General features: G+C 39.2%; 25 protein-coding genes and 1 tRNA gene. 19 read left to right on the plus strand and 7 right to left on the minus strand.

The window, feature by feature from the left end; translation table 11 throughout:
- Window positions 1–4 precede the first annotated feature (4 nt).
- From rpmI to CWB75_RS00585, 8 genes are all read left to right on the plus strand, one after another.
- Window positions 5–205, plus strand: coding sequence for a 50S ribosomal protein L35 (gene rpmI, locus CWB75_RS00550; RefSeq protein WP_004587840.1), 201 nt, complete (start codon window positions 5–7; stop codon window positions 203–205).
- Between the two features lie 15 nt (window positions 206–220).
- A complete protein-coding gene (rplT, locus tag CWB75_RS00555) occupies window positions 221–583 on the plus strand; it encodes a 50S ribosomal protein L20 (RefSeq protein WP_008110477.1) in 363 nt (120 codons plus the stop codon).
- A gap of 316 nt (window positions 584–899) precedes the next feature.
- Window positions 900–2,717, plus strand: a complete 1,818-nt coding sequence (locus CWB75_RS00560) for a M14 family metallopeptidase (protein WP_138569605.1) — start codon at window positions 900–902, stop codon at window positions 2,715–2,717.
- A 1-nt stretch (window position 2,718) separates the two neighbouring features.
- Window positions 2,719–3,360 carry an MBL fold metallo-hydrolase gene (locus CWB75_RS00565; protein ID WP_138569606.1) on the plus strand — a complete coding sequence of 214 codons (642 nt, stop codon included), beginning with the start codon at window positions 2,719–2,721 and terminating at the stop codon, window positions 3,358–3,360.
- A gap of 84 nt (window positions 3,361–3,444) precedes the next feature.
- The gene (locus CWB75_RS00570; RefSeq protein WP_008110469.1) at window positions 3,445–3,903 is read left to right on the plus strand and encodes an Lrp/AsnC family transcriptional regulator; all 459 of its coding nucleotides are present in this window, start codon (window positions 3,445–3,447) and stop codon (window positions 3,901–3,903) included.
- A 116-nt stretch (window positions 3,904–4,019) separates the two neighbouring features.
- Window positions 4,020–5,576, plus strand: coding sequence for a SulP family inorganic anion transporter (locus CWB75_RS00575; protein WP_010389896.1), 1,557 nt, complete (start codon window positions 4,020–4,022; stop codon window positions 5,574–5,576).
- Between the two features lie 204 nt (window positions 5,577–5,780).
- A complete protein-coding gene (locus CWB75_RS00580) occupies window positions 5,781–6,854 on the plus strand; it encodes a sensor histidine kinase (protein ID WP_010389897.1) in 1,074 nt (357 codons plus the stop codon).
- The gene (locus tag CWB75_RS00585; protein WP_010389898.1) at window positions 6,851–7,675 is read left to right on the plus strand and encodes a LytR/AlgR family response regulator transcription factor; all 825 of its coding nucleotides are present in this window, start codon (window positions 6,851–6,853) and stop codon (window positions 7,673–7,675) included. The genes CWB75_RS00580 and CWB75_RS00585 overlap by 4 nt, the downstream gene beginning before the upstream one ends.
- A gap of 58 nt (window positions 7,676–7,733) precedes the next feature.
- On the opposite strand, the gene pyk is transcribed toward CWB75_RS00585, so the two are convergent.
- A complete protein-coding gene (gene pyk, locus CWB75_RS00590) occupies window positions 7,734–9,170 on the minus strand; it encodes a pyruvate kinase (protein ID WP_109874685.1) in 1,437 nt (478 codons plus the stop codon).
- A 375-nt stretch (window positions 9,171–9,545) separates the two neighbouring features.
- Here pyk and gnd point away from each other — a divergent pair, with 375 nt between their 5' ends.
- A complete protein-coding gene (gene gnd, locus CWB75_RS00595) occupies window positions 9,546–10,919 on the plus strand; it encodes an NADP-dependent phosphogluconate dehydrogenase (RefSeq protein WP_010389900.1) in 1,374 nt (457 codons plus the stop codon).
- 66 nt (window positions 10,920–10,985) lie between these two features.
- Here gnd and ansA read toward each other — a convergent pair whose 3' ends face one another.
- Window positions 10,986–11,996 carry an asparaginase gene (gene ansA, locus CWB75_RS00600; protein ID WP_138569607.1) on the minus strand — a complete coding sequence of 337 codons (1,011 nt, stop codon included), beginning with the start codon at window positions 11,994–11,996 and terminating at the stop codon, window positions 10,986–10,988.
- Window positions 11,997–12,066: 70 nt separating this feature from the next.
- Entirely contained in the window at window positions 12,067–13,932 is a 1,866-nt protein-coding gene (gene sppA, locus CWB75_RS00605; protein ID WP_138569608.1) for a signal peptide peptidase SppA, read from the minus strand.
- A gap of 297 nt (window positions 13,933–14,229) precedes the next feature.
- Here sppA and CWB75_RS00610 point away from each other — a divergent pair, with 297 nt between their 5' ends.
- From CWB75_RS00610 to bamJ, 7 genes are all read left to right on the plus strand, one after another.
- Window positions 14,230–16,191: an oxidoreductase gene (locus CWB75_RS00610; RefSeq protein WP_138569609.1), complete on the plus strand. Its 1,962-nt coding sequence runs from the start codon at window positions 14,230–14,232 to the stop codon at window positions 16,189–16,191.
- Between the two features lie 89 nt (window positions 16,192–16,280).
- Window positions 16,281–16,970 carry an HvfX family Cu-binding RiPP maturation protein gene (locus CWB75_RS00615; RefSeq protein ID WP_010389906.1) on the plus strand — a complete coding sequence of 230 codons (690 nt, stop codon included), beginning with the start codon at window positions 16,281–16,283 and terminating at the stop codon, window positions 16,968–16,970.
- A gap of 110 nt (window positions 16,971–17,080) precedes the next feature.
- Window positions 17,081–17,629 carry an NAD(P)H nitroreductase gene (locus CWB75_RS00620; RefSeq protein WP_138569610.1) on the plus strand — a complete coding sequence of 183 codons (549 nt, stop codon included), beginning with the start codon at window positions 17,081–17,083 and terminating at the stop codon, window positions 17,627–17,629.
- Between the two features lie 203 nt (window positions 17,630–17,832).
- Window positions 17,833–18,210 carry a hypothetical protein gene (locus CWB75_RS00625; RefSeq protein WP_041709037.1) on the plus strand — a complete coding sequence of 126 codons (378 nt, stop codon included), beginning with the start codon at window positions 17,833–17,835 and terminating at the stop codon, window positions 18,208–18,210.
- Window positions 18,211–18,316: 106 nt separating this feature from the next.
- A tRNA-Ser gene (locus tag CWB75_RS00630) sits at window positions 18,317–18,407 on the plus strand.
- Window positions 18,408–18,521: 114 nt separating this feature from the next.
- Window positions 18,522–18,845 carry a hypothetical protein gene (locus tag CWB75_RS00635; protein WP_010389909.1) on the plus strand — a complete coding sequence of 108 codons (324 nt, stop codon included), beginning with the start codon at window positions 18,522–18,524 and terminating at the stop codon, window positions 18,843–18,845.
- A gap of 69 nt (window positions 18,846–18,914) precedes the next feature.
- Complete coding sequence (gene bamJ, locus CWB75_RS00640) at window positions 18,915–19,532, plus strand: BamJ family beta-barrel-assembly machinery protein (protein WP_008112467.1); 618 nt, start codon at window positions 18,915–18,917, stop codon at window positions 19,530–19,532.
- Between the two features lie 89 nt (window positions 19,533–19,621).
- On the opposite strand, the gene CWB75_RS00645 is transcribed toward bamJ, so the two are convergent.
- A complete protein-coding gene (locus tag CWB75_RS00645) occupies window positions 19,622–22,021 on the minus strand; it encodes a TonB-dependent receptor (RefSeq protein WP_138569611.1) in 2,400 nt (799 codons plus the stop codon).
- Window positions 22,022–22,172: 151 nt separating this feature from the next.
- Window positions 22,173–22,562: a YkgJ family cysteine cluster protein gene (locus CWB75_RS00650; RefSeq protein WP_138569612.1), complete on the minus strand. Its 390-nt coding sequence runs from the start codon at window positions 22,560–22,562 to the stop codon at window positions 22,173–22,175.
- A 207-nt stretch (window positions 22,563–22,769) separates the two neighbouring features.
- Between CWB75_RS00650 and CWB75_RS00655 the strand changes: the two genes are divergently transcribed.
- From CWB75_RS00655 to CWB75_RS00665, 3 genes are all read left to right on the plus strand, one after another.
- Window positions 22,770–23,195, plus strand: coding sequence for a tetratricopeptide repeat protein (locus CWB75_RS00655; RefSeq protein WP_171039088.1), 426 nt, complete (start codon window positions 22,770–22,772; stop codon window positions 23,193–23,195).
- A 128-nt stretch (window positions 23,196–23,323) separates the two neighbouring features.
- The gene (locus CWB75_RS00660; RefSeq protein ID WP_138569613.1) at window positions 23,324–23,797 is read left to right on the plus strand and encodes a hypothetical protein; all 474 of its coding nucleotides are present in this window, start codon (window positions 23,324–23,326) and stop codon (window positions 23,795–23,797) included.
- A 23-nt stretch (window positions 23,798–23,820) separates the two neighbouring features.
- Entirely contained in the window at window positions 23,821–24,417 is a 597-nt protein-coding gene (locus tag CWB75_RS00665; RefSeq protein ID WP_138569614.1) for a DUF1287 domain-containing protein, read from the plus strand.
- Between the two features lie 114 nt (window positions 24,418–24,531).
- Here CWB75_RS00665 and yfaE read toward each other — a convergent pair whose 3' ends face one another.
- Together yfaE and nrdB are read right to left on the minus strand one after the other, a co-directional pair.
- Window positions 24,532–24,804 (minus strand): class I ribonucleotide reductase maintenance protein YfaE, encoded by a 273-nt coding sequence (gene yfaE, locus CWB75_RS00670; RefSeq protein ID WP_076919572.1) that lies wholly within the window; start codon window positions 24,802–24,804, stop codon window positions 24,532–24,534.
- On the minus strand, window positions 24,804–25,934 hold the full coding sequence (gene nrdB, locus CWB75_RS00675; RefSeq protein WP_010389917.1) for a class Ia ribonucleoside-diphosphate reductase subunit beta: 1,131 nt from the start codon (window positions 25,932–25,934) through the stop codon (window positions 24,804–24,806). The genes yfaE and nrdB overlap by 1 nt, the downstream gene beginning before the upstream one ends.
- Window position 25,935 lies beyond the last annotated feature (1 nt).

The following is a 25,935-nucleotide window of genomic DNA, read 5'->3' on the forward strand; positions in this document are numbered from 1 at the left end:
TGCAATGGCTTACAAGCTAAAAAGTCACAGAGGCGCAGCTAAGCGTTTCAAAAAGACTGCTTCTGGCGGTTTCAAGCGTAAACAAGCGCATCTTCGTCACATTCTGACTAAGAAAACTTCTAAGCGTAAGTTACACCTACGTCCTAAGATGATGGTTCATAAAAATGACCATGGTCTAGTTTCACGTATGTTACCATTCGCTTAATAGGGGTTTTTAGAAATGGCAAGAGTTAAACGCGGCGTTGTCGCACGTGCACGTCACAAAAAAGTTTTAAAACAAGCGAAAGGTTACTACGGAGCACGTTCACGTGTTTACCGCGTAGCTTTCCAGGCTGTTACTAAAGCGGGTCAATACGCTTACCGTGACCGCCGTGCTAAGAAACGTACTTTCCGTCAATTATGGATTGCACGTATCAATGCTGCTTCACGTCAAAATGGTCTGTCTTACAGCCGTTTTATTAATGGTCTTAAAAAGACATCTGTAGAAATCGATCGTAAGATCCTTGCAGATATCGCTGTTTACGACCAAGTTGCATTCGCAGCGCTTGTAGCAAAAGCAAAAGAAGGCCTAGCGGCAGCTTAAGTTTTTGTATAAGTATTGAAAAGGAGCCTATGGCTCCTTTTTTTGTGCCTGCTATTTACTGTTTTAGCTATGTCATACCTTTTAGTGCCGTGTATCCATTTAACTTAACTAGCTAAACCAGAATTTTAGGCATGTTCATTGTTGCTCTTAAGGTTGATATTAATTATGTTTTTATCAGCACTTGACTAGGACTTGAACAAATAATCAAAGGAAACTGCAATTGGCTGCATTTTTTTGTTGAACTACCGCAGTTTTGGCATCTAAAAAGCTTTAATTGCTATAATTTTTTTAATTAATGCGTTTGCTAGAGAAGTATATGTTTATAAGTTTATTGGTTTTATCTGCAAGTATGGCGAATAACAGTCATTTACCGCCATTATTACCATGGGAAGGTGCGAGCACATCGCTATTGCAACAACAGGGACCTTTAACCACAGACTTTGAAATTTCTGCAGGAGTCTCGTCTCCTAATTATGCTGATACCATGGCATTTGTTGATAGGTTGGTAGCGGCTAATCCCACTCAATTTAAATCAAAAACGATTGGCTATAGTAATAGTAAACGTGCAATAAAAATGTTGATTGCCAGCGAACAAGGCTTTTTTGATGCTGGGCAAATGGCTAACAGCACTAAACCAACTGTGCTTATTCAGGCTGGTATTCACGCCGGTGAGATTGATGGTAAAGATGCAATGTTTATGTTGCTTAGAGATATTGCCACGGGTAAACGTCGCGATATATTAAAAAAGGTAAACATTTTATTTATTCCCATTCTTAATGTCGATGGGCATGAACGCAGTAGTGCATTTAATCGAATCAATCAGCGCGGCCCAGTAAAAATGGGTTTTAGAACAAATGCTAATAACCTTAATTTAAATCGTGATTTCACTAAATTAGATACCCCCGAGGTTAAAAGCGTACTTGCAGTCATTAACGATTATAATCCTAATTTATATATAGACGTGCATGTGACTGATGGGGCCGATTACCAATATGATGTCACCTACGGCTATAACCCAGTATTTGCTAGCGAGTCGCCTGCTATTTCGGATGCGCTCAACCGTTATTTTAAACCTGTAATTGACCACACCTTAACTGAGCAAGGACATATCCCTGGCCCTTTAGTGTTTGTTATGGATAAACAAGAGTTTAAATCAGGTTTAGCAGGTTGGGTGGCAACGCCTCGTTTTTCAAATGGCTGGGGTGATTTAAAGTCATTGCCAACTATTTTAGTCGAAAACCATTCTTTAAAACCCTATAAGCAACGCGTGCTAGGGACTTATGTATTTATAGATGGTGCTATTGAAGCGTTAGCAACCCATAAAGATAAACTCGCCAATGCGGTAAAAAAAGAACAGCAATTTGTGCCTAAGCAATTAATTGTTAAACGTGGTTACGCTGAGCAAGCTGATCATATCAAATTTAAAGGCATTGCTTATTCTAAGAATATGAATGCTTTGTCAAATCAGCAGGAAGTAAGTTATTTAGGTAAAAAGCAAGATTATGACAAGCTGCCTATTTTTTGGCAAAAAGAAGTACAGCACACGGTTGAAGTCCCTAAATCGTTTTTTATCCCGCCAGTGTATACCGATATTATCGAAAAGCTTGCTTTACATGGGGTATCAATTAATAAACTCAGTGGCGCCAATACTCAGCCGTTAAAAATGGCAAAAGTGGCGCAATATAGCTTTGATAAAGCACCCTTTGAAGGGCGATTTAGAGTGTCGGCACGTTTTAACTATGAACCGGCCACGAATGTCGATTTAGATGGTTGGTTTGAAGTCAGTACCCAACAAAAAGCAGGCGAGTTAGCTGTGCATTTATTGCATCCAGAAGCACCTGACTCTTTTTTTGCATGGGGTGAATTTAATACGATTTTTCAGCGAACAGAGTATATGGAAAATTACGCATTGCTCCCATTTGCTGAGAAAATGCTCAGTGATGATCCGAAATTAGCAGAGGCATTTAATAAAAAACTTAAGCTAGATAAAGCATTTGCTACAGATCCTGAGGCGCGCTTAAATTGGCTCTATGAATATAGCCCGTTTTACGATCAAGCTTATTTAAAATACCCAATTTTAATGTCATATGAACAAGATATAGTCATTCCAGCGCAAAAAAATAAAGAAATATAAGATGAAAATAATCACAATTCCCGTTACGCAGTTTATGCAAAATTGCCGAATTATAGTATGCGAACAAACCCAGCAAGCTGTGGTGGTAGATCCCGGTGGTGATGTTGACAAAATTAATGCAACACTAACACAGCATAACTTGAGCTTGTCAGCCATCTGGTTAACCCATGGACACTTAGACCATGTGGGTGGTGCTCATAGTTTACGTGAGCAACATAATATAAAGATTATTGGCCCACATAAGGATGAGCGCTTTTGGTTTGATAACTTGCCAATGCAAGCCACAATGTTTGGATTTAAGCCTATCAGTGCTTTTTACCCAGATGAATGGCTAGCACATGGTGATACCGTACAAGTTGGTCAGCTTGCATTTAAAGTACTGCATTGCCCAGGGCACACCCCAGGACACGTTGTATTTTATCAAGATACGCAAAGCACCGTTATTGTGGGTGATGTTATATTTAAAGGCTCAGTCGGTCGTACTGATTTTCCAAAAGGAGACAGTAAGCAGCTTATTAGCTCAATACAGGCCCATATAATGACGTTGCCACTGAGTACCGCAATTTTAAGTGGCCATGGTGAAGATACCGATGTCGCCAATGAGAAGGCAACCAATCCGTTTGTAAGTGGTCAATTTGGTTGATGTGTTTAATTGTTAAAAATATGCAGACTGCTTTTTAAAAAGGCTGTATAATTTAACCAATTTATTAGATAAATAAGAAATAAAATGTCTCTAAATCACGTAGATCGCCAAATATTGGCACTTTTACAACAAGATGCAAGTTTATCAACCGCTGAAATTGCAGATAAAGTAGGCCTATCTCAGTCTCCTTGTTGGCGTCGTATTGCTAAATTAGAACAAGATGGCTACATCAAAAGTAAAGTCGCATTGCTTGATGAAAAAAAGCTGGGCTTTGATATGTTGGTTTACGCCCATGTACGTTTATCAAACCATGGTAAAAAGAATCTAGCCGAGTTTGAAAAACTGATACTTAGCTATGATGAAGTGACTGAATGTTACACTATGGCGGGTACTATGGACTTTATGTTGCGTATTATTTCTCAAGGCATAGAAGGTTATGAGCACTTTGTACGCGATAACCTACTTAGCTTAGAGTACGTCCAAGAGGTTCATTCTAACGTGACCATGACCTGTGTAAAACGTAGTACAGCCTTACCACTGTAAAATAAAAATAAGCCGATGATAAACAAATCGGCTGCATTAACTATAATTGTGAAATGAGCGCTAATTTGATAGAATTCAGCGCTTTTTTTGTCAGCTAAATAAAACTGAGGAACTCAATGTTTAACTTACTCAGTAGGGCGCCAAGCTCTGCTAAAAACGATATTCTCTCTGGATTGACCGTGGCACTTGCCTTGATCCCAGAAGCTGTTGCATTTGCCTTTGTTGCAAATGTAGAACCCCTTGTTGGTTTATATGCCGCATTTATTGTTGGCTTAATTACGGCTATTTTTGGTGGTCGTCCAGGTATGATTTCGGGTGCAACCGGTGCGCTTGCGGTTGTAATGGTAAGTTTAGTACTGGATCACGGAGTGGAATATCTATTTGCCACTGTGTTGCTGATGGGGCTATTACAAATATTGGCTGGGGTATTTAAGCTCGGTAAGTTTATACGTATGGTTCCACATCCGGTGATGCTCGGTTTTGTAAATGGCTTAGCGATAGTTATATTTTTAGCACAGCTTGGGCAGTTTAAAGTACCTGATGGTGCTGGCGGTCAAGAATGGATGACGGGCAGTGCAATGTACATTATGCTCGGTTTAGTAGCGCTAACTATGGCTATTATTCACTTTTTGCCAAAATTAACGACTGCAGTCCCTTCGTCACTGGTTGCCATTGTGACGGTAACTGGCTTAGTTATTGGCCTTGACTTAGAAGCGCGTACAGTACTTGATTTCTTAAAAGGTATGACAGGTAATGAAGCTGCAACGATTGCCGGTGGTTTACCGCAGTTTCATATTCCTATGGTGCCTTTTAATTTAGAAACACTACAAATTATCTTCCCATATGCGCTTATTCTTGCAGCAATTGGCTTAATTGAATCGCTGTTAACGCTAAGCTTGATTGACGAAATTACAGAAACACGTGGCCATTCTAACAAAGAATGTATTGGACAAGGTGCGGCAAACGTTACATGTGGTTTCTTTGGTGCAATGGGTGGCTGTGCCATGATTGGTCAATCTATGATTAACATTAATTCAGGTGGTCGTTCGCGTTTATCTGGTATTAGTGCTGCGCTGATGTTACTTGCGTTTATTATCTTTGCCTCAAGTTTAATTGAAATGATCCCACTAGCGGCATTAGTTGGTGTTATGTTTATGGTGGTACTGGGTACATTTGAATGGGCAAGTTTTAAAATGATGAAACGCGTGCCTTTATCTGACGCATTTGTAATTGTTTTAGTATCGGGTGTGACGGTTATCACTGACTTAGCCATTGCTGTGTGTGTGGGTGTTATTGTGTCTGCATTAGTGTTTGCTTGGCAGCATGCTAAACATATCTACACAACGAACTATATTGATAAAGAAGGTTCAAAAGTGTACGAGTTACACGGGCCTTTATTCTTTGGCTCAGTTAAAAACTTTGCTGATTTATTTGATGTAAAGAACGACCCTAAAGACGTTATTGTTGAGTTTAAATACAGCCGTGTTGCGGATCACAGTGCAATAGAAGCAATTGATAGCCTAGCTGATAAGTACAATAAAGCGGGTAAAAAGTTGCATTTACGTCACTTAAGCAAAGACTGTACTGAACTACTTCATAAAGCACGTGATTTAGTGGAAGTAAACGTAATTGAAGATCCAACTTATAAAGTTGCTTCAGACAAACTTGCTTAATAAATAAAAAGTAAACATTGAGAAGCGAAAGGTACATACCTTTCGCTTTTTTTATGCATATAGCTCAATGAATCGCTTAACCGCAAAAGCATCAGACAACGTTATCGTTTGCGATAGGGCTATTAAAAAGTAAGACAGTTGGTAGTGCTATACACGTTGATAAATCGATATAATAATAACAAATTTATAAGGTAATAATTAATTTTGAATTGGCAGTCTTTAATTGATAACAGACAACGCTTTTTCTGGCTTTTGCAAATCGCTGGCTGGATAGGGTATGCGTTAGTTAATTACATTGGATCTAAAGTATTCGAAATGCGTGATATTTACGTATTCGTTATTTTACTTAATGCCTATGCAGGCTGTTTAATGACTGTCCCTTTGCGTTATATATATCGCAAAATTTGGAATGCCTCGCCTTGGGTCTTAATCATTGTTGTATTTGGTGCTTCGTATGTAACTGGTACGCTCTGGGCGGTGGTACAAAAGTTTAACTTGTGGGAAATTTATCGACACGGCTATCGCCCTGAAGAATGGTTCTATTATTTACAACAAGGGCTAGACTCCGTTTATATTATTTTGTGTTGGAGTGGCTTGTACTTTGGGGTTAAGTATTACCAGTTACTACAAAGTGAACGCCAAAAAGCGTTAAAAGCAACTACAATGGCGCACGAAGCGCAGTTAAAAATGCTCAGATATCAGTTAAACCCTCACTTTTTATTTAACACCCTCAATGCTATTTCCACTTTAATTTTGGTAAAAGAAAACAAAGATGCTAATTTAATGGTATCTAAGCTGAGTGACTTTTTGCGTTATACACTCAATACTGATCCAATTAAAAAAGTGCCACTAGAGCAAGAGTTACATGCATTAATGCTGTATTTAGAGATTGAACGTGTGCGCTTTGATGAACGGTTACAGGTTAATGTTGATGTGAGTGAGCAAGCTCAACAAGCATTGGTACCTAGCTTAATATTACAACCGATCATTGAAAATGCTATTAAGTACGCTATTGCTCACATGGCAGAAGGTGGCGTTATTGATATAAAAGCACAAGTATTTGCTAATGAATTATTACTTGAAGTGGGCGATAATGGCCCTGGCACTGAAATTGTAAATGGCCAGTTAGTTAATGCACAAGGCGTGGGTGTAGCAAACACCCAAGACAGATTAAAAACGCTCTACGAAAATAATTACTCGTTTGTATTATCACATAATACGCCAAGTGGATTGAAAGTTAATCTGCGAGTTCCGTTTGAGAAGGCTGTGAAGAAATGACAAGAATAAAAACGCTGATTGTTGATGATGAACCATTAGCACGTAAAGGCTTAGCCGTTAGGCTTGAAGAGTTTTCTGATATTGAAGTGATCAAACTATGTAGCTCAGGATTTGATGCGATCGAAAGTTGCAAAAACGAAAAAATTGACCTCGTATTTTTAGATATTCAAATGCCAGGCATGAATGGCTTTGAGGTAGCGCGTGCATTGAGTGAAAGTAGTAAAGACTTGCCTGCCATTGTATTTGTGACTGCGTTTGACCACTTTGCTGTTAAAGCATTTGAAATTCATGCTTTAGATTACATTTTAAAACCCGTTGATGATAACAGATTAAAACAGGCGGTAGAAAAAGTGCATACCTATTTAAAAACTCAGCAGGATAACGCCCATAAGAAAAAATTAGCCAGTTTTGTAGCTGGGATAACGGGTAATAACTGCGAAGAAATTTTAAAGAAATTAGCCACAGGTGATACCTTAACTGATCGGCGTTACCCTGAGTCACTAGCAGTAAAAGAGCAGGGCGAAATTGTTAGAGTGCCCGTTGCCACGATACAGTGGGTAGATGCGGCAGGTGATTATATGTGTTTGCATTGCCAAGACGGGCAAACGCATATATTACGTAAAACCATGAAAGAGCTTGAACAAGAATTAGATCCAAATCTATTTGTTCGTGTGCATCGCAGCGCAATTGTTAACACCAAACAAATTAGCAAGCTGGTAACTCAGGTTAGTGGTGAATATTTATTAGTGTTAGATAACGGACAAGAGCTTAAAGTAAGTAGAAGTTACCGTGATAAAGTAAAAGCAGCATTAGCTAGCTAACTTTAATAAATAGCATAAAAAAACGCGAGCAATTAGCTCGCGTTTTTTATTGTGACTTTTACGACACTGTCACTATCTTCATTGTATTGGTTGCACCAATTGTTTCCATTGCATCACCATGAGTGATAATCACGGTGTCGCCTGTTTGCAGTGAACCTGCAGCCACTAACGTGTTTAATGCATCTTTAACCATATTATCTTTTTCACATTTGGTAGAGTCAAAAAACACCGGGTAAACACCACGATATAGTGCTGTTTGCCCTAATGTACTCGGATGACGTGAAAGTGAGTAAATGGGTAAACCAGAGCTAATACGCGACATAAGTTTTGCTGTACTACCTGATTCTGTTAGGGTGATAATCGCTTTCACAGAGTCTAAGTGATTAGCTGCATACATTGCAGAGAGAGCAATTGATTCCGCATTAGAAGAGAAACGGCTATCTAAACGATGCTTAGAAACATGGGTTTCTTTTTGCGACTCAGCACCTAAACAAACACGTGCCATTGTGGCAACCGTTTCTTCTGGGTAATCACCAGCGGCTGTTTCCGCTGAAAGCATGACCGCATCGGTGCCATCAAGCACTGCGTTGGCAACATCCATAACCTCTGCACGAGTTGGCATTGGGTTATCGATCATCGATTCCATCATTTGCGTGGCTGTTACAACAGTACGATTAAGCGAGCGTGCGCGACGAATAATGAGTTTTTGTTTGCCCATTAAAGCTGCGTCACCAATCTCAACACCTAAATCACCACGAGCAACCATCACAGCGTCAGACGCTAAAATGATATCATCTACTGCTTCTTGTGTTTCTACTGCTTCAGCACGTTCAATTTTAGCTAAAAGCTGTGCATTAGAGCCTGCAGCCTCTGCAAGAGAGCGTACATAACGCATGTCATCGCCACTTCGAGGGAAAGAAACGGCAATATAATCAACATTAATTTCAGCCGCAGTTATTAAGTCTTCTTTGTCTTTGTCGGTAAACGCGGGTGCAGTTAAACCACCACCCAAACGATTAATCCCTTTATTGTTCGAGAGCACCCCACCCACAGTAACCACAGTGTGCACTAAATGACCTTCAACATGTTCTACAGTAAGCTGAATTAAGCCATCGTTTAAAAGGAGTAAATCACCAGGAGCTACATCTTGTGGTAGCTCTTTATAATCGATACCAACGGCGTTAATATCGCCTTCACCTTTTTCCATTTTTGCATCAAGGATGAATTTTGCACCGACCGCTAAAGTTACTTTACCTTCTTTAAAGGTTGAAACACGGATTTTAGGACCTTGTAGGTCAGCAAGAATTGCAACGTGCTTACCCAGTTTAGCGGCTATATCTCTAACAGCTTGTGCACGGTCTTTGTGATCTTGTGCAACACCGTGTGAGAAGTTTAATCGAACGACATTAGCGCCTGCGCGAATAATTTTTTCTAAGTTATTATCTCTGTCTGTTGCAGGTCCAAGTGTCGCGACTATTTTTGTACGTCTTAACATTAAATTCTCCTGTGCGCTTATTTTAAGCAAGTTGACGGTTATTTTGTTTTAGTGACTACTTAATAAATCTTCAAAGAAGATTTCAGGTTAAATAGTAATTTTTAGTTTTATGCAATTTTTATAACATTGCGACTATTATATACAAAATGAATATGTCATCATTATGACACCGGTGTCACAGGGCGTCAATGATCTAAAAATTTAAATAGCAGCGCTATTTCTTCCCCTGTGAGGGCGGTTGTTTGATATAATTGCAGTGTTTATTTTAACTGTAATAAATGCATGTAGCTTTGCTCATGGTTAAGGCCTGAGTATAATGCACGCGGTATTATTTTAATTTACTAACCAAATAGTTGTTACCGAGGAGGGCACTAAATGCAAGTTGCATTAGTAGGGTTAGGCGTTATGGGGAAAAATCTTGCCCTGAACTTGATTGAAAAAGGGATAACGCTGGTCGCTTATGACAAAAACCCAAATGCGGGTGAAGAATTATTAAGCTGTGCTAAGTCACAAGGCATGGCTGACAAACTTCACATTGTCTCTGATCTAGGGGATATGGTTAGGCGTTTAGAAACACCGCGTTCTATTTTATTACTTGTACCTGCGGGTGAGTTGGTTGATGCGGTTTGCAATGAGCTGATTGAAGCGGGTGTTCAATGTAGTGATATTATTGTTGACTGCGGTAACAGTAATTACAAAGACGGAATTAATCGCAAGCTAAAATACCAAGACAAGTTTGAGTTTGCCACCATGGGTATTTCAGGTGGTGCTGAGGGTGCGCGTCATGGGCCAGCTATGATGGCAAGTGGTTCTGAAGGTGGCTGGGAGCGTGTCGAGCCATGGTTTACAAAAGTTGCTGCAAGCTACAAAGGCGAGTCGTGTTTTGCTCGCGTTGGTCAATCAGCCAGCGGTCATTTTGTAAAAATGGTTCATAATGGAATTGAATACGCACTGATGCAACTTATTGCTGAAGTGTATCAGTTACTTCGTCATGGAACTAAGCGCTCGCCAAAAGAAATTGCTGAGATATTTAATGAATGGTCACAAGGCCAGTTAAATAGCTATTTATTGTCAATTTCTAGCCATATTTTGTCACTTGAAAATTCGCAAAATGTGCCCCTTGTTGACTTAATTGATAACAAAGTTGGCGCAAAAGGTACTGGTTTATGGACAGCTCAAAATGCACTTGAATTGGGTATTGCGGTACCGTCATTAGTAGCCGCTGTTCAAGCACGCCATTTAACTAATGCATGCAATACCACTGCTGCACAAGAGATGACGTATAGCGCGCAAAATACCACGCAAGTTGATATTGATTTAGATGAATTGAAAGATGCATTTACTCTTGCAAGTTTACTAGCGTATCGTCAAGGACTTGCATTAATTAAAGGTGCTTCACGTACCCATCAGTGGAAAGTTGATTTAGCCAAAACACTACAAACCTGGCGTGCAGGGTGTATTATTCGTGCAGATTACTTAGACAGTGTAGCGCAAGGTGTTGAGTTTATTGATACTCTTGAAAAAGAGTCGCTCGCAATGCGTAAAGTAACGGGCCAAGCAGTCATGACGGGTCTGGCATTCCCTGTGCTAAGTGCAACACAAACCTACTTAGCAACGTTAACAACACCAAGTAATGGGCATTTAGTACAAGCCCAGCGTGATTACTTTGGTGAGCATGGCATTAAGACCCACAGTGGTGAAACGTGTCATTTAACTGACTTAGTTGATATTGACGCAAAAGTTCGTTAATAAAATCTAAGTAAATAAAAAGGACGCTAAATAGCGTCCTTTTTTGTTATTCGTTTAGGTGAACACCTAACGAGTTAACTCACCCCGCAAATTATCTTGCATTAAATGGCGAATCGTTTCGACCTCTAAGTTTTGACTAAAAAGATAATGCAGTTTAGTTAAACAGGCTTCTAAGGTCATATCAAAACCACTGATCACGCCTATATTGAGTAGCGCATTTCCTGTGGCATACCCGCCCATATTCACTTGCCCTTTTAGGCATTGAGTGAGGTTTGTGATAATAACGCCGCGCTTACTCGCTTCATCAAGTATATCCAAAAACTCAGGGTCTTGCGGTGCATTACCCACACCAAAGCTCAGCAGCACCAATGCTTTAATGTTGCCATTAACTAAGCTTTTAACCACTTCTTTGCTGATCCCAGGGTATAAATACAATACACCAATGGCTTGAGGAGTGATCTGCGCAACTTGTAATTCATTTTCTACATACGGGCTTAACTGACCTTTGATCAGTTGAATATTAATGCCAGACAGCGCTAATGGCTCTAGGTTAGGGGAGGCGAATGCATCAAATCCATCGGCATGTGCTTTAGTTGCACGGTTGCCTCTAAATAATTGATTATTAAAAAACAAACTGACTTCTGCTATCGGGTAGTTAGCTGCTAAATACATGGCATTAAGTAGGTTAACTTGACCATCTGAGCGTAATTGAGAGAGCGGAATTTGTGAGCCGGTCACGATAATAGGCTTTGTTAAGTTTTCAAACATAAACGATAAAGCCGATGCCGTATAGGCCATGGTATCTGTACCATGCAGCACTACAAAGCCGTCGTAATCTTGGTACTTACTTTTTATGTCATCAGCAATAAGTTGCCAGTGGGCAGGAGACATATCTGAAGAGTCAATCAGTGGGCAGTATTCATGAATATCGAATAATGGCATTTCTTCACGATTAAATTCTGCGTTATTAAAGACAGTTTCGGTTAAAAAACCTTCGGCAGGAATATAGCCGCGGATTGATTTTTTCATTCCTATAGTACCGCCAGTATAAGCGATGTAAATGCGTTTATGTTTCATAAAAAAAGCCCAGTAAAAAAACTGGGCTTAGTATAACGCTAAGTGCTAATCAATACAGCCTGTTAGGGCATTATTGTGCAACTGTACATTCTAAACAGCGCGCGTAAACACCTTGTGGATCGTTATAATCTTTCAGGTTTTCTACTTCGCTGCTTAATTGCTTAATCACGCTTTGCAGGTTAGCTTGACTAGCTAGTACTGCTGATTTTTGTGTTTCAAGTCCAAGCACTGATTTAACCGCGGCGCTACCAAAAATATCTTGGAGCATTTGTTCTTGAGGGCTAAGTGATTGTTTAATTGTTTTAACTTCATAGAAGTTAAGTTTAGCAAGCTCTGCAGCCGCTTTGATAGCGTCTTGCTTGTTACCCAGCTTGTCAACTAAACCAAGCTCTTGAGCCTGCGATGCAATCCAAACGCGGCCTTGGGCAATTTTATCAACTTGCTCAGGGGTCATATTACGTGCATCGGCAACGACATTTAAAAAACGTTCATAAGCTTCTTCAACACTCATTTGAATCACTTGTGCCATTTTTTCATTTAGTGGACGAGTTATTGAAAAACCAGCCATTTCTGTAGTCGCTACACCATCAGAGTAAACACCGATTTTAGCTAAGGTATCTTCAAAAGTCATAAAGGTACCAAATACACCGATTGAGCCGGTAATCGTACTAGGTGCTGCCCAAATTTCATTTGCCGCTGATGCAATCCAATAACCACCTGATGCAGCTACTGAGCTCATTGAAGCAATGACTGGTTTGCCTGCGGCCTTAAGTGCCAATACTTCAGCACGAATAACTTCAGAGGCAAACATGCTGCCACCGCCAGAATCAATACGTAACACGACTGCTTTTACTTTATCGTCAAGGCGTGCCTTGCGTAATAGTGCAGCTGTTGAATCACCGCCAATCTCACCGGCACGACGCTCACCGTCTACGATGGTACCTTTAGCTACAACCACAGCGACTTTTTCTGTCATTGGGTTATCAAACTCAATTGGCGGCTTAACTAAGCTTAAGTATTCACCAAAAGACACTTGTTTAAATGTTTTACCATCTTCCTCAGCGCCAACTAGATCAATTAATTGTTGACGAATTTGTTGATTAGTTTTGAGAGAATCAACCCATTTATTATCCAGCGCGTATTTACCCGCATCACCATTGGCTGCCTGCATTTTGGCTAAATAAGTATCCATTTTTTCATCAAAATTTGATTCGTCAAATGGACGCACCGCACTTACATCTTGCTTATATTCGTTCCATAAAGCACCTAACCATACGCGGTTTGCTTCTTTAGCAGCTTCTGACATATCGTTTCTGATAAACGGTTCAACGGCAGATTTGAAGGTACCTACACGAAATATATGCTGAGTGACTTCTAATTTTTCTAATGCATCTTTGAAGTAAAGCGGGTACATACCGTAGCCTTCAATAAGCACACTCCCGTAAGGGTGCATCGCAATTTCGTCTGCATGCGCGGCAATGTAATATTGCGCTTGGGTATAGTAATAGCCTGAGGCAATTACTTTTTTTCCAGTTGCTTTAAATGTATCAAGTGCTTTTGTAATTTGCTTAAGCTTATTTAAGTGCGCTTTTGGCATTTCTTGTAAATCAAGCAAAATTGCGCTGATACGAGAGTCTTGTGACGCCTCATTGATTACTTCAATGACATCATCAAGCAGTATTTCAGTAGGCGTATCAGCGCTTGCTGTTGCATCATTAATGGCCGCTTCTATAGGGTCTACGTAGGTTTTTTCTTCCACAATAGGACCGTTTAGGTTGAGCCTGAGGACAGAACCCTCTTCGACAATGATTTTATCGCCGTCACTTGATACTGAGACAATGAAAATGATAACCAAAAATAAAAATAATAAATTTAGTACTAAACGACGCGAGAAGTTAATCCCTGTCCATATACCTTTAAATACCTTCGCTATCAAAATAGCTCCTTAAATTCGTACAGCTAAAACGTTATTGCCATAGTAGCTTAGAATATAAATTAATTTAACTGCTAAATCGTAACGAAACATTTATAAATTCAATTACACTTATGATTATACGAATGTTTATGTCACTTTTAGCCGTATTTTACAATTAACAGTTATACATAAAACAAGATTATTTAGGGTGTTTTAAATTAAAAAGTTTAAGTTTAAGCTGCTCGTATATTGCTTATTCTGCGTCATTAAAGCAGAATTGAACAAACACACAGGTTAGACCAGTTATTGGGGCACAGGATGTTAGAACAAAAACTAGAACTAAAACACACACAACTACGCAACCGTTTAGTAATGGGATCAATGCATACCGGCCTTGAAGAAGGTTGGCACAATCGTAAACGCCTTCGTGCCTTTTATGAAGCACGTGCCAAAGGTGGCACTGCGATGCTTATTACCGGAGGCTACAGCCCTAACTTACGCGGTAAGTTAACGCCTATTTCTTCATCATTTAATAGTTATTACGATGTATTTAAGCATCGTGCATATACGCAAGCTGTTCATCAACATGGTGGTAAAATATGTTTGCAATTATTACATGCTGGGCGTTATGCGTATCACCCTTTTAATCAGGCACCAAGTGCTATAAAAGCTCCGATTAATCCATATAAACCAAAGGAAATGTCTTTAAGTTCAATTAAGAAAACGATTAAAGATTTTGCTCACTCGGCTTATTTGGCTGAAAAGGCTGGTTACGATGGCGTGGAAGTAATGGGCTCAGAAGGTTATTTGATTAATGAGTTTATGGCACCGCATACTAATAAACGAAACGACGAATTTGGCGGCAGCCTTGAAAACAGAATGCGTTTAGCCGTTGAAATTGTAAAAGCAGTAAGAGCAAAAGTATCGGATAAATTTTTAATTATTTTTAGACTCTCCGTTATAGATTTAATCCCTAATGGTTCAACCCCTGATGAAGTAACTCAACAAGCGGTTGCACTTGAAAAAGCGGGTGTTGATATTTTTAATACCGGAATTGGTTGGCATGAAGCGCGCGTACCTACAATTGCGAGTATGGTGCCACCGGGTGCATTTAAAGAAGCGTCAAAGCGTTTAAAAGATGTTATTAGCGTGCCTGTTATTGCGGTAAACCGCATTAATACCCCAGAGATTGCTAATGATATTTTAAATGCTGGCGAAGCTGATTTAATTTCTATGGCGCGTCCATTATTAGCTGATCCTGAATTTTTTAATAAATACGCGGCTAAGCAATCTGAGCATATTAATATTTGTATTGGTTGTAATCAGGGTTGTTTAGATCATGTATTTAAAGGTAAGCGCGCTACCTGTTTAGTAAATCCACAAGCAGGTTTTGAGCTTGATTACCCGTTAGAAAAAGCAGAGAAAGCTAAAAATGTATTAGTGGTTGGCGCAGGGCCTGCAGGTTTATCGTCTAGCTGTTACTTAGCGCAAAAAGGGCACAATGTAACCCTGATTGACCAAAAGCAACATATGGGTGGGCAATTCAATTTAGCTATGCAAATACCTGGTAAAGAAGACTTCAATCATACATTAGCTTATTTTAGTAATGAACTTAAGCGTCTAAATGTAACCATTGAATTAGGTAAAGCATTTAGTGACAGTATGCTAGCTGAGTTTGATGATGTGGTATTTGCAACTGGTGTAAGACCACGTGAAGCTACGATTAAATGCAGCGATGATAAGCGTGTATTTGCTTACGATGAAGTTATACGCGGTGAAGTAGAGCTGGGTAATTCTATTGCTATATTAGGCGCAGGCGGTATTGGTTTTGATATGGTGGCATTTTTAAGTGAACACAAATCACAAAGCATCAGCGACTTTAAAACCCAATGGGGCATAGAGTGTGAACCTCAGCCGCATAAAGATGAACGTCAACTCTATATGCTAAAACGCAGTGCAGGGCGCTTTGGTGGTGACTTAGGTAAAACTACTGGTTGGATCCATCGGCAAGTTGCCAAACAACATGGTGTTAAACAAATTGCAGACTGCCAATACCATAGTTTTGATAAAAACGGCCTAACCATTAGTGTTGCTGGTGAAACTCAAGTACTGCCAGTTGATACGGTTATTGCCTGTATTGGTCAAGTGTCTAACGACGAGTTATTTAAGGCACAAGCAGAGAACGCCAAAGTACATGTTATTGGTGGCGCTAAACTCGCTGCTGCTATTGATGCTAAACGCGCAATATTTGAAGCGTTACAAGTAGCAAGGCAAATTTAATCTTTAAGGGCGAAATAATTTAGCTCTGTGTGCGGTCATGTTTGTTTATAGTCTATAACTTAATAAACAATGAACATACAAGAGTGCGCATGATTAAATTAATTACGCTTTATGACAATATTATAGGTAAATTATCTTTATTGGATGGTTTGCCTGCTTTGCTTTTTCGCTTGATTCTAGCGCCTGTAATGATTATTGCAGGCTATAACAAACTCGCAATAAGTGGCGATACTAATGGTTTTTTTAACCAGTTTTTAGCCTCTGATGATGTCGTTCAGTGGTTTGGCAATAGTGACTGGGGATTAGGATTACCGTTTCCTGATTTGCTGGCTTTTTTAGCCGGTTGGAGTGAGTTTTTAGGAGGTTGGTTTTTACTTATTGGTTTATTTACGCGCTTAGTGAGTATTCCACTTATGTTTACAATGGTGGTAGCAGCAACAACAGTACACTGGCATAACGGCTGGTTTGCTATAGCGCCAACAAATCCACAAACAAGTGCCGCCCAAGTACTTGATTGGCTATCAGTTCCTGGTGCCAAAGAAAGCCTTGAAAATTCAAAAGAAGTACAAGTCCGCATAGGTAAAATTCGCAGCTTAGTTGAAGAATATGGCTTTGAAGATTACCTATACGAAAAAGGTAAACCATCAATACTAAATAACGGCATCGAATTTTCTGCTATTTATTTTGCCATGTTACTTAGCTTATTCTTTACCGGAGGTGGGCGTTTTGTAAGCCTAGATTATTGGTTTAAACGCGGTGCCTACATCAATAGTTACTAGGATATAAACACTCGCTTCATTAATTTTATCTGCTTAGTAGTTTTAAGCCTGCAGTGTTTATTTTTTACTTATAAATGTTACTCTTACGTTTTGAATTTTGAGAGCACACTATGGATGCTATTGAGCTTTTACTCACTCGCCAATCTGATGCAAAATTGACAGCGCCAGGGCCTAATGAAGAGCAGTTAAACATTATTCAGCAGGCTGGGTTGAGAGTGCCCGATCATGGCTGTATTGCACCGTGGCAATATATTATTGTTCAAGGTGATGCGCGTCATAAGTTAGGTGAAATTTATTATCAAAGCGCTATAGCAGAGCAGCAGGCTGAAAAAGTAATTAATCGCGCTAAGGAGTTACCGCTTAGAGCACCCATGATTATTATTGCGATTGCAAAATATCAACCACACCCAAAAGTTCCTAGAATTGAACAAGTACAAAGCGCAGGTTGTAGCGTATTGGCAATGCAACAAGCCGCATTCGCTCAGGGGTTAGGCGGTATTTGGCGTACGGGTTACTTTGCACAAAGCCCCAGTGTTAAACAGGCGCTTAACTTAAATGATGATGATGAAATAGTCGGTTATTTATATTTAGGGACGCCGGCAATTGAATGCAAAAAGTCACCAAGGCACAAGCTAGAAAATTATTTTAGTTTTTTGTAGAAATAGTATGAACTTTTTATATTCAATATAGTCATAATTCATTAAGTTAATCGTGTTACACTACTGCGGTTAATATTGTAGCTGCGAGAAGCGCACGGAAGCACTAAACGTAATAAATCTTCTTCAGTTTGTTTTTTAATCGGTTGTTTTTTGGTAATGTATGGAAAGTCTTACCAATAATAACGATAAAGAAGACGAAAATGATGGGAAATTTATTTTTACGTGAAAAAGAAAACTGGTTTGCTTGGTCAATCTGGGGTGTAGTTGGCGCGCTTGCGACATTTTATGTTGCAATGAGCACTCAAGCTGAGCATTTTATTGCTGCTTCAGCAATAGGGGTGTTGGTATTGCTAACTTGGTGGATGCAACAATCGAAACGGTTTGATTTTGGCAGAGCCTTTAAAATATGTTGTTATGTTTTACTGTTCACTGTACTGCCTTCATTTGTATTGGTTGTGATCCCGAGCGATGACCTTAATCGCTTCGATTTAATATTTCAAAGTATTGCATTTTTAACAGCCAGCTTATTGGTCTGTTTAGTGTGCTCTTGGATTGCTCGTAGGCCTAAGCAATATTACTAATAATGGCTAATTGATAACTAAAGCGGTTTATATTTAACTATTTAGCCGGTTTTATTAAAATAGGGCTTTACAAGCTAAGCGTATGATCTTATTATGCGCGCCGTACGGAGAGATGGCAGAGTGGTCGAATGCACCGGTCTTGAAAACCGGCAGGGGTTTATAGCCCCTCTAGGGTTCAAATCCCTATCTCTCCACCATTATTTAAAAAACCGCCTTATTGGCGGTTTTTTGCTATCTGGAGCTTTATAATGTCACAGTCCCCGGAATTATCCTTTTCTAAACGTTTACTTAAGCACATTCTTCTATGGACTGTGTTTGGTTATTGTTACCAAAGCGCTATATCGTTATTACAAAAAATGGCTATTGATGCATATCCAGACGACGCACTAATAATGACCTTATTATATGGCATCGGGTTTAATATTTTATCGGGGCATTTAATTACAAAATACGATAATTATTGGCCTGTATGGGGCGCGTTTTATATTGGCATTATCGGTTTAGTAGCTGTGCCTCTTTTACTGGTCGGTGTGGCTGGATTATTGTCGATGAGCTTACTTGTTGGAATTTTGCTCAGTTTGCCTGTGTGTACCTTTGCTATTGGTTTAATTAAAGAAAAACTCAATAAAAACTAGCACCAAAGACCTTTTATTTTGTGATAGCATATACGGGTCTTTTAACTAACAAAACGTGAATAACACATTATGTCAGATAATTTTACTACAGATGCTGAAAAAGCAAGTTACGGTATTGGCTTACAAATGGGTGAGCAACTTAAGGCTAATCCTTTTGAAGGTTTAAACTTAAATTCAGTATTTGAAGGCATGAAAGATGCGTATGCAGGCAGTGCTTTTCAAGTTGAGATCCCTGAGATCCAAGCTGCATTTGAAAAAATTAACGAAGAGATCCAAGCTCGTCGTGAAGAAGAAGCTAAAGTACTCGCTGCTGAAGGCATTGCATTTTTAGAAGAAAACGCAAAACGTCCTGAAATTACAGTAACTGAGTCAGGTCTTCAGTACGAAGTACTTGCAACAGGTGAAGGCGAGAAGCCAACTGCTGAGTCTACAGTACGTGTTGATTACCACGGTACTTTAGTAAACGGTACTGTTTTTGACAGCTCATACGAACGCGGTCAACCTGCTGAATTCCCAGTGGGCGGCGTGATCAAAGGTTGGACTGAAGCATTACAAATGATGCCAGTAGGTACTAAGTGGCGTTTATACGTTCCTCATGAGCTTGCTTATGGTGAACGTGGTGCCGGTGCAGCAATCGCACCTTACTCAACACTTGTATTCGACGTTGAGTTACACGCAATTCTTTAATTAGAACGTACATAACATTTTAGTTATGAAAAAACCGCATTCATTAATATGAATGCGGTTTTTTATTGTCTCATTAAACTGATCTTTGTTTAAAAGTAGCCTCTTACTCCAAATTGGAAGTTACGACCAGGAAGTGGCGCGATGTCTTTAATAAACGAGCTGTGTACAAAACCAAGTTCATCAGTAATGTTATCAACACTTAGGTAAAGCTGTGTGTCAACGGCACCTAAATCAAGCTGATAATTGGCTTGTAAATCAATCAATGTATAGCCATCTGTTGCTGTTTCGTATGCACTAAAATCATTTTGCTCAAAATAATGTGTTCCTGTTAAGGCAAATTGTGCGCTACCTAGGGTGTATTGCAGTTCTGAACCCAATTTATTAGCAGGAATGCGTGGTAAATTTCCTTCATTATCTTTTAGTTTGGCGCGAGTAGAATCACCAAATACTTTTACCATGGCGCTGGGGTTTATTTGATAATGTACATCAAATTCAAAACCATACAGCTCAGCATCTTTACTTGTGAACTGATAAACATCAATTGCGTCACTGTGACCAATGGCAGCAGGTTCAAAACCATCCATTTCATCAAACACTAATCCTGTGTTTTGCTGATAATAAAAGTTTTTAATGTCGTTATAGAAGAAGTTGACAGTGTAACCAAAGTCTCCACTAAAGCGACGTAAACTAATATCTAGATTAGTCGATGTTTCTTGTTTAATTTCTTCAGGCTCAAAATGCGCTTCGTTACTTTCAATATGGTAACCCAAGCCAAGTTCGTAAGTCCCGGTAGCAATATGCACACCATTAGAGAGTAGCTCCGCTGAAAGCGGTGCACGCTCTGAATGTGATAAGCTAACGGCTAGGTTGTGACTTGGCATATACTCCCAAATCGCACCTGCTGAGGCACTTAGATTAGTAAAGCTTTGGGTGTAGTTAACAGTTTCATCTGCTGATACAGGTTCGTCATCATGGCTGTGCTGATGCGTATCTACATCACTTTTTATCTCATAATCTTCTAAACGGGCGCCAAGTTCTACGGTGACGTCACCAAATGTGCGTTCTTCAAGTAAATATAGCGCATGAGTCGTCGTGATACTTGCAGGTGTAAACGCTTCTTCACCAATCGCGTCATAATCAGACTCACTATAGTGATAGCCAATCATGCCATGCCATTGGCCTAATTGATGCTCTACGTTGAAACGTGCTTCAGTGGTTTCATTACTAAAAGTGGTGCCAATAGCGCCGTCTTCAATTTCACTATGGGTATAGTCTGTGTAACCAAGACGTAGGTTGATTGACTCAATCCAGTTATCATGAAATGCATAACTTACCAGCCCCTGCCAACGGTCTTGTTCTAAATGAGCATAAACAGGTGTTTCTGCATGTTCTTCACCTTCGTGTTCTTCATGCTCGCCTGCTTCTTCATGTGCATGATCGTGTTCATGATGAGCATGTGAATGGCCAGGAATACCATAGTCTGTTTCGATATTACCGTATGAAAATCCAACGGTTAAATGCTCACCCACATAGCTAGTACCAAAATTAACTGTTTCACTGTCTATAAAGGTATTTTCAACTGAAGTAGCTGTTTCTTCATCGCCTTCAACATGTACTTCACCTTCTTCATGTTCATCCGGTAAATTAAAACGAGGTGTTTGGTAATCATCACCGCTGCGTTTAGTACCATCAAAATGGAAATTAAAGTTATCGCTGCCAGTTTCTAGTTTTGCTGCGAATGTATTCGCATTTGAAACTGTATCGTGTGTGTATTGTGCTGCCCCAGATAAAGAGTCAATGTTATTGGTTGGAATACGGTTATCAACCACATTCACTACACCGCCAATAGCACCAGAGCCATAAAGTAGGGTGCTTGGGCCACGTAACACTTCAATTTGCTCTGCCGCTAGGCTGTCACTTGATGTAGCGTGATCAGGTCCAATGCGAGACGCATCGCTACTATCCAAACCATTTTGAGTAATTTTAACTCGAGGACCACCTAGCCCGCGGATAATCGGACTTGATGAAACAGGGCCAAAATAACTAGCATTAACGCCAGGTATGCCTTTAAGGGTCTCACCTAGCGTCGGCTTAGCTTTATTTTTTAGCTCATCGCCTGATAGCACACTTACTGGTGAAATCATTTCTAAGCTATTTTTATGCAGGGCTGAGGCATATACAACAACAGTTTCAACCGAAGTTGGCTTTAAAGTAACATTAACAGTGTTGTCTGTATTTTCAAGCGATATACGAGAATCTAGGTAGTTATCTTTACTGATATGTAATTGACTTTTAGCATCTATGTCGATACTAAATTGGCCTTGTGCATTACTTTGCACGCTTTTTGACTTACCATGAACATGAATCGTGGCATTGGCAATAGGTTGCTTTTTTGTATCTGTTACCGTGCCGTTAATCGTCGCTGCAAGTGCAGAGTGAGAACACAAAACAGACAGTAGTGCTGAGGATATGAGTGTTAGCTTAGTCATAGTTACTTCAATTCGTGGTTGTTATGTTGTGATATAATATAACACTACAAAATTATGCTATCAACAATGTTATACTATAACTTTAAAATTTGCGTTGAATAACACAAGAGAGCGATAAATTTAACTTAGCACGGCATTATTAAAGTTAAATTTAGGATCGGCTGTCTATCATCAGTATGTCTAACTTTTTTTGTGCTCTAAAATGATTTTGCTTATCGACTGGTTCAAGCATTTCACATTCATCGTTTATCATTTCTGAAATTAAGCTTGGATAATGCCGGCAATCTTGGGGTCGGTCATGATAAATACTGCAAGTATATTTATCTTTTTCTTCAGGAGATGCTTTATTGGCAGGCTCTAAAAATGGGCATTGCGTTAATTGCTCACCCGTTGTTGGGTCAAACCATAATTTATCGTTTTTAACGTATTGAAATATTTCAGGGTTGAATAACGCCCACATTTGAATTTCATCCTGATTAGTATCTAAATCTGCCGCACCGTATTTTGTGCAGCACTTACCGCATTGATTGCAATTTTGCATAGGGTAGATATTAACTGTTGCTTTTTATAGTAGGCATTAAGTGTAGCACCCTAATATCCACGTCAATAAACTAAACAGCGTTTATTGTTGCTTATAATACTTTTGTAACAACGCGGCGCTTAATAATAATGTACTATTAGATAATAGGTTTCGTATACAGCGCTGTAAAAAATTAAAAAGGCGCATTAATTAAGGTAGCGAGTAATTATGAATACTAAAGTATACAAAGCGGTTCACGATTTAGCAGAAAAGCTGATGGCAGCTGCCAATAAGAATGATACTAAACAATTCGAATCTTTATATGCAGAGCTCAAAGCAATTTGTATTGAAAACGAAAATACCGCTAAAGATCACCCTGTACAGTGGGAAACTTTAGCAGATTTTACCGAAGAGCTAGAAGACGCTATTGTGACTTATGAAAAAGCATTACAGAAGTCGATTGAAATCAATAACAAAGATCATATGTCGTCGGTTGCATTTTCTATGGCTACTTTACAGCTCGAACTAGGCGACAAAGAAGCGGCGATTAAAAACCTACAAGATGCTAAAGTCAGTGCGAATAAAATTGAAGACAAAGAATTAAAGTCAGAGATCCATGAGCTATTAGAGTCACTGGTTGAAGAAGAAGGTTAGGAATCTGTATAGTGATTATTAATAATCAGCGCCAGTAGTTTACACTTGGCGCTTTTTTATGAAGAAGATAAAGTTCAACTTCATAAAATATTTATTAATAACTTACCGAGTAATTTTTTGGAGAAAAAATGCTAGCGCAAATAGAACAATGGATTGATAAAACGAATAGCGAGTATGCACATAAAAGAATATGCTGTGAAAAATTTGCTAACGAGTTTGAGGGCTTTTACCCAAATGAATTTTTGAAAACTGCATTTTATGTAGTTGTTGATAAAATTCCTAAACCTGACTTTACAGGTTTACGTGAACTTGGTTTAAGCAATTTTATTGATATGGATGTAGCTGGAATAACCTATAAAAATACATATTATATATTACCTAACGCTGTGCATAATTTAAGAGTACATTTTCATGAGCTTGTTCATGTAGTTCAATGGCGTGAACTCAGCGTGCACGCCTTTATAATGCGCTACATCAATGAAATCCAAACGTTTGGTTACAATGATGCTCCACTTGAAATAATGGCCTATGAACTTGATGCGCACTATACCAGTAATGGAAATAAATTTAATATTCCTGATTATATTATTCAACAGCTTTAGTTAAAATTATAAAATGAATTTATATGTCACGTTTTTTGTTTTATTCACTAGCTCTATTTACTTTTCATGTGCAGGCGAGCTCTTTTGATGATGATATCGTTAATGCATTAATCCATAGAACAACACAACCAGTAACTTACGATGGCGCCTATCATAAGCTTGAGTACCCAGGTGGTGATGTGCCCGCTAATATTGGTGTGTGTACCGATGTTTTAATTAGGTCGTACCGACAGCTTGGTATTGATTTGCAAAAATTAGTACATGAAGACATGCAGAACAATTTTCGCGCATATCCTTCCAAACGTATTTGGGGATTAACCAAGCCAGATAAAAACATTGACCATCGACGTGTACCTAACTTACAAGTTTACTTTGAGCGCCATGCAAAAGTGTTAACTAAATCGCTTAATGCAGAGGATTATAAAGCCGGTGACATAGTTAGTTGGATGCTGCCAGGTAATTTACCGCATATTGGTATGGTCGTTAATGAAATAGCGCAGGGCAGCGGCAACCCGCTTATTGTGCATAATATTGGTCGTGGACCAGAAATGAGCGATATGCTTTTTGCGTATACAATTACGGGTCATTACCGATTTGTGCCTGCAGAATATTCAGAGTAAATAACACTGTACTAGTAGGCGTGTTTGAGTTTAAAAACACGGCATACAGGTTTGGTACAAACCTAGCTGTTATATATTATTCTCGTGCTGTTAAATACGCTTAATGTGAGTTACTTACTTTAAATTAATACTGATATCACCATTTGGTTTGCAGCAACACAAGAGTATTTCACCATCGCGAACAAACGCTAACGGCTCTTCATTATAATTAACTTCACCAGAGACAAGTGTTGCTCGACACGCACCGCAATATCCCTCACGGCATTGGTAAGCGGCATCAATCTTATTTGATTCAAGGCAATGTAAAAGAGAAGGGCAGCCAGCGGCAAAATCAATGCGCTGGCTGTTATCTGCAAGTGTGATACTTGCAGTGGTTCTATCAGTCATTATAAATCAAAGTCACCAAATTCATCGGCATCTACTTGTGAGTCAATCTGACCAACTAAGTATGAGCTTATTTCGGCCTCTTGAGGAGCAACTTGCACGTTATCTGACACTAACCATGAGTTGATCCATGGAATAGGGTTACTGTTATTTTCAAACTGTGCAGGCAGACCAATCGCGGTCATACGCGCATTGGTAATGTACTCAACATATTGACATAGAATGTGTTTATTCAAACCAATCATCGAGCCATCTTTAAATAGGTACTCGGCCCATTCTTTTTCTTGCTCTGCGGCTTCAACAAACATTTTAATTGCTTCTTCACGGCACTGTGCGGCAACAATCGCCATTTCAGGGTCATCTTTACCATCTTGCATGATATTTAAAATATGCTGAGTACCTGAAAGGTGGAGTGCTTCATCACGGGCAATAAGCTTTATAATTTTAGCATTACCTTCCATCAATTCACGCTCGGCAAACGCAAATGAGCAAGCAAAACTCACATAAAAGCGAATGGCTTCTAAAATGTTCACTGACATCATTGCCAGGTACAATTTCTTTTTCAGCTCAAATAAATTAACTACCACGGTTTGGCCATTAATTTCGTGTTTGCCTTCACCGTATAAGTTGTAAAGCGATACAGAATTGATTAGGTCATCATAATAAGTAGTTACCGCATCGGCACGCTCACTAATTTTGTCATTGCTAACAATGTCATCAAAAATGAGTTCAGGCGCTTGAGTTACGTTACGAATAATATGCGTATAAGAACGGCTGTGGATAGTTTCACTAAACGCCCATGTCTCAATCCATGTTTCTAGTTCAGGAATTGATACGATAGGAAGTAATGCTACGTTAGGTGAGCGGCCTTGAACACTATCAAGCAACGTTTGGTATTTTAAGTTGCTTAAAAATATATGCTTTTCGTGTTCGGGAAGCGCTTGAAAGTCTAAACGGTCTTTACTTACATCAACTTCTTCAGGTCGCCAAAAGAAAGACAATTGTTTTTCAATTAGTTTTTCAAAAATAGGGTATTTTTGTTGATCGTAACGTGACACGTTAACGGTTTGACCAAAAAACATTGGCTCTTGCATTTGGTTATTATGATTTCTGCTAAAAGTAGTATAAGACATG

The sequence above is a fragment of the Pseudoalteromonas sp. S1608 genome (genome assembly GCF_005887265.1).
In the GTDB taxonomy this organism is placed as follows: Bacteria; Pseudomonadota; Gammaproteobacteria; order Enterobacterales; family Alteromonadaceae; genus Pseudoalteromonas; species Pseudoalteromonas undina.

What these genes read in the sequence shown, in the direction of transcription:
- pyk (WP_109874685.1), bottom strand. Translation starts at nt 9,170, where the DNA reads ATGTTAAGACGTACAAAAATAGTCGCGACACTTGGACCTGCAACAGAC.
- rpmI (WP_004587840.1), top strand. Translation starts at nt 5, where the DNA reads ATGGCTTACAAGCTAAAAAGTCACAGAGGCGCAGCTAAGCGTTTCAAA.
- bamJ (WP_008112467.1), top strand. Translation starts at nt 18,915, where the DNA reads ATGTCAGATAATTTTACTACAGATGCTGAAAAAGCAAGTTACGGTATT.
- rplT (WP_008110477.1), top strand. Translation starts at nt 221, where the DNA reads ATGGCAAGAGTTAAACGCGGCGTTGTCGCACGTGCACGTCACAAAAAA.
- CWB75_RS00610 (WP_138569609.1), top strand. Translation starts at nt 14,230, where the DNA reads ATGTTAGAACAAAAACTAGAACTAAAACACACACAACTACGCAACCGT.
- CWB75_RS00615 (WP_010389906.1), top strand. Translation starts at nt 16,281, where the DNA reads ATGATTAAATTAATTACGCTTTATGACAATATTATAGGTAAATTATCT.
- CWB75_RS00625 (WP_041709037.1), top strand. Translation starts at nt 17,833, where the DNA reads ATGGGAAATTTATTTTTACGTGAAAAAGAAAACTGGTTTGCTTGGTCA.
- ansA (WP_138569607.1), bottom strand. Translation starts at nt 11,996, where the DNA reads ATGAAACATAAACGCATTTACATCGCTTATACTGGCGGTACTATAGGA.
- nrdB (WP_010389917.1), bottom strand. Translation starts at nt 25,934, where the DNA reads ATGTCTTATACTACTTTTAGCAGAAATCATAATAACCAAATGCAAGAG.
- CWB75_RS00565 (WP_138569606.1), top strand. Translation starts at nt 2,719, where the DNA reads ATGAAAATAATCACAATTCCCGTTACGCAGTTTATGCAAAATTGCCGA.
- CWB75_RS00585 (WP_010389898.1), top strand. Translation starts at nt 6,851, where the DNA reads ATGACAAGAATAAAAACGCTGATTGTTGATGATGAACCATTAGCACGT.
- CWB75_RS00645 (WP_138569611.1), bottom strand. Translation starts at nt 22,021, where the DNA reads ATGACTAAGCTAACACTCATATCCTCAGCACTACTGTCTGTTTTGTGT.
- CWB75_RS00650 (WP_138569612.1), bottom strand. Translation starts at nt 22,562, where the DNA reads ATGCAAAATTGCAATCAATGCGGTAAGTGCTGCACAAAATACGGTGCG.
- gnd (WP_010389900.1), top strand. Translation starts at nt 9,546, where the DNA reads ATGCAAGTTGCATTAGTAGGGTTAGGCGTTATGGGGAAAAATCTTGCC.
- CWB75_RS00560 (WP_138569605.1), top strand. Translation starts at nt 900, where the DNA reads ATGTTTATAAGTTTATTGGTTTTATCTGCAAGTATGGCGAATAACAGT.
- CWB75_RS00575 (WP_010389896.1), top strand. Translation starts at nt 4,020, where the DNA reads ATGTTTAACTTACTCAGTAGGGCGCCAAGCTCTGCTAAAAACGATATT.
- CWB75_RS00620 (WP_138569610.1), top strand. Translation starts at nt 17,081, where the DNA reads ATGGATGCTATTGAGCTTTTACTCACTCGCCAATCTGATGCAAAATTG.
- CWB75_RS00660 (WP_138569613.1), top strand. Translation starts at nt 23,324, where the DNA reads ATGCTAGCGCAAATAGAACAATGGATTGATAAAACGAATAGCGAGTAT.
- CWB75_RS00655 (WP_171039088.1), top strand. Translation starts at nt 22,770, where the DNA reads ATGAATACTAAAGTATACAAAGCGGTTCACGATTTAGCAGAAAAGCTG.
- CWB75_RS00570 (WP_008110469.1), top strand. Translation starts at nt 3,445, where the DNA reads ATGTCTCTAAATCACGTAGATCGCCAAATATTGGCACTTTTACAACAA.
- yfaE (WP_076919572.1), bottom strand. Translation starts at nt 24,804, where the DNA reads ATGACTGATAGAACCACTGCAAGTATCACACTTGCAGATAACAGCCAG.
- CWB75_RS00665 (WP_138569614.1), top strand. Translation starts at nt 23,821, where the DNA reads ATGTCACGTTTTTTGTTTTATTCACTAGCTCTATTTACTTTTCATGTG.